Here is a 2,707-nt window from a genome sequence, read left to right as displayed (position 1 = left end):
GGTAATCATTGCTGTGGGTGTGCTGATTTATGTGGTACTCGATGGCTTTGATTTAGGGATTGGTATCCTCTTTCCTTTAGTAAAAGATCGCCAAGAACGCGATGTGATGATGAATACCGTCGCACCAGTTTGGGATGGCAATGAAACTTGGATGGTTTTAGGGGGCGCAGGCTTATTTGCGGCATTTCCATTGGTGTATTCGACTGTGCTTTCTGCGCTGTATATGCCGATTATCTTAATGGTCATCTCACTGATTTTCCGTGGTGTCGCCTTTGAGTTTCGTTTTAAAGCGAACCGCACCAAACATTTATGGGATCAAGCGTTTATTTGGGGCTCGATCTTGGCATCATTCTTCCAAGGTATGATTTTAGGTGCTTATATCCAAGGGATTGAAACCACTAATGGTATTTATAGTGGTGCCGGATTGGATTGGTTGACCCCATTTTCAATTTTTACTGGGATTGCTGTAGTGGTGCTGTATGCCAGCTTGGGCTGTGGTTGGCTGATTTTTAAAACTGATGCACGTGTTCAAAATCATATGTTTAGCCTCATGCCAAAACTGATTGTTGCTTTATTGGTGATTTTTGCTGCAGTGAGTATTTACACCCCAATGGTACATGCAGAGATTGCAAATCGTTGGTTTAGTTTGCCACAACTATATTACTTTAGCCCTGTGCCGATTCTCGTGGTGGTGTTTACAGTGTTGGTATTACGTGCCTGTAAACGACGTCAGGAATTTGCACCGTTCATTTATACCTTAGCCTTAGTACTGTTGGCATATACTGGATTTTTAATTAGTCTATGGCCAAATATCATCCCACCATCCGTCACCATTTGGCAGGCAGCAGCCCCACAAAGCAGCCAGTTATTTGCCCTCATTGGAGCATTGGTGTTGATTCCAATTATTTTGTTCTATACCGCACTGTCGTATTGGGTGTTCCGTGATAAAGTCCGTGTCGGGGATGATGGCTATCATTAAGGAGAATCATCATGAAACTGAATCAAGTAGGATGGTTTGTTGTACTTTGGCTGGGTGGCGTACTGACCTTAGCTATTGTTGCAGTTTTTTTTAGAATGCTCATTCAATGGGCATATTAGTTAAGTTGATGTTATCTCTAATCCATCATCTTGTTAATCAAGCTGATGGATTGTAAACGTCCACTGAAACCCATACCTATTTTTTAATTTGAGTTGGGTTTCCAGTGGTGTGATAGTAGTTCTTCATTTAGGTCATTGGGTCAGCAGCCTTTTCAGCACATGACTTAAATTATGCGTACGGTTCAAAGTTATTCAGCTTTGCTGGACTGGATTAAAGCACGATATTGACAGCTCGTTGACCACTGTAGCGACCCAGCAAAAAGCCAGATCTTATATCCCAAACCTAAGTTATGACCTAAATTTGAGTGAGTTGGAAAAAGTGGCTTCTGTATTGATATTAATATCTAATTGTGTTGGTTCTTTTTAAGAACCATATGGAATGTGGTTCCGTTAATTAGACCACTCAATTGAGTTTTATAAGGGCTTTGTTGCACAAATCTATCTCTAAGGCTTATTCCACAATATAATTTTCAAATGAAGATGCCTACACATAAAATCTACCGCACAACCAATTGGTTCGCATATAACCGAGCACTCATTAATCGCGGAAATATTGCCATTTGGTTCGATCCAGCTACGCAATGGTATGCGCCATCAAAATGCAAACAAGGGCGATATCAAACCTACTCCGACGCAGTCGCCCAATGCTGCTTAATGATTAAATCCTTATTCCGTCTGTCTTTACGTATGGTCACTAGCTTTGTGCAAAGTCTGATTAAACTTTGCGGATTAGATTGGACAGCGCCAGATTACAGTACGCTTTGTAGAAGATAAAAGCATATTGATATTGCAATCAGCTTCCAAAAAAGTAGCGATGGGCTGCATCTACTCATAGCCTCTACAGGCTTGAAGTTTCTAGGTGAGGGCGAATGGAAACGCAAGAAACATGGATCTGAATATTGTCGCCAATGGCGTAAACTACATATGGGTATAGATGCTAAAACCTTACAAATACGAGGAGTTCAGCTTACAACTAATCTTAGGCGCAATAGCTGTGATCGCTGCCCAATTCAATGGATAATCTTTTTCGGATTCAATCAATAATTGAACCGCTCTTTCTCTGATTTCAGAGGTATATTTTACTTTTTTCATCGGGACACTACGCTTCGCTACGTCTTACGAAGCAATGCTTCTCATCTCAGAAAGTTTTATCTCCGACAAACCTGGTCCGGTTCACAAAAAATTCATGATTGTACTGTTATTCTTTTAGTCAAATTAAAGTCGATAAAGCTTATTGACGCTTCATGATGATTAAAAACGAGAATAGTATGAATCAATTTTCTGAAGAAGACGTTTCCAGAATTATAGAAATGGCTTGGGAAGATCGAACTCCTTTTGAAGCTATTTTATGTGAGTATGGTTTAAATGAAGCGGCGGTGATTCGCTTGATGCGGCAAAATATGAAACACAGTAGCTTTAAAATGTGGCGTGCACGCGTGACTGGCCGAAAAACCAAACATCTGCAGCTGCGTTCACCTGATGTGATACGGGCCTATTGTTCACGCCAATACAGGCGTTTCTAAGTGTTTGATTTTGATAAACGTCTGGACTCACGTTTACATCGTTCAGAACAGTATCGCACTTCCTCCCAGCAACGGTGCCATTTTTT

Annotated in this window: 4 protein-coding genes and 2 pseudogenes; 4 read left to right on the top strand and 2 right to left on the bottom strand. The window is 40.9% G+C overall.

The window, feature by feature from the left end; translation table 11 throughout:
• Window positions 1-4 precede the first annotated feature (4 nt).
• The 3 genes and pseudogenes from cydB to AVJ20_RS17750 form a co-directional block, all read left to right on the top strand.
• Window positions 5-979, top strand: coding sequence for a cytochrome d ubiquinol oxidase subunit II (gene cydB, locus AVJ20_RS17760; protein ID WP_228157255.1), 975 nt, complete (start codon window positions 5-7; stop codon window positions 977-979).
• Window positions 980-990: 11 nt separating this feature from the next.
• A complete protein-coding gene (locus AVJ20_RS17755) occupies window positions 991-1,098 on the top strand; it encodes a DUF2474 family protein (protein WP_111886126.1) in 108 nt (35 codons plus the stop codon).
• Between the two features lie 474 nt (window positions 1,099-1,572).
• A pseudogene (locus AVJ20_RS17750) lies at window positions 1,573-2,076 on the top strand (IS5 family transposase); the annotation flags it as partial.
• Here AVJ20_RS17750 and AVJ20_RS17745 read toward each other — a convergent pair.
• A pseudogene (locus AVJ20_RS17745) lies at window positions 2,068-2,190 on the bottom strand (IS3 family transposase); the annotation flags it as partial. The pseudogenes AVJ20_RS17750 and AVJ20_RS17745 sit on opposite strands and share 9 nt — an antisense overlap.
• A gap of 176 nt (window positions 2,191-2,366) precedes the next feature.
• Here AVJ20_RS17745 and AVJ20_RS17740 point away from each other — a divergent pair.
• Window positions 2,367-2,621, top strand: a complete 255-nt coding sequence (locus AVJ20_RS17740; RefSeq protein ID WP_111886128.1) for a TIGR03643 family protein — start codon at window positions 2,367-2,369, stop codon at window positions 2,619-2,621.
• Here AVJ20_RS17740 and AVJ20_RS17735 read toward each other — a convergent pair.
• The coding region (locus tag AVJ20_RS17735) for a DUF2256 domain-containing protein (protein ID WP_162689811.1) at window positions 2,618-2,707 on the bottom strand (90 nt) is incomplete at its 5' end. The genes AVJ20_RS17740 and AVJ20_RS17735 overlap by 4 nt on opposite strands.

It is taken from the genome of Acinetobacter sp. CFCC 11171 (assembly GCF_003268405.1).
In the GTDB taxonomy this organism is placed as follows: Bacteria; Pseudomonadota; Gammaproteobacteria; order Pseudomonadales; family Moraxellaceae; genus Acinetobacter; species Acinetobacter amyesii.
The sequence above is the reverse complement of the archived record's forward strand: the minus strand, read 5'-3'. Positions and strand labels throughout refer to the sequence as shown.

What these genes read in the sequence shown, in the direction of transcription:
- AVJ20_RS17740 (WP_111886128.1), top strand. Translation starts at nt 2,367, where the DNA reads ATGAATCAATTTTCTGAAGAAGACGTTTCCAGAATTATAGAAATGGCT.
- AVJ20_RS17755 (WP_111886126.1), top strand. Translation starts at nt 991, where the DNA reads ATGAAACTGAATCAAGTAGGATGGTTTGTTGTACTTTGGCTGGGTGGC.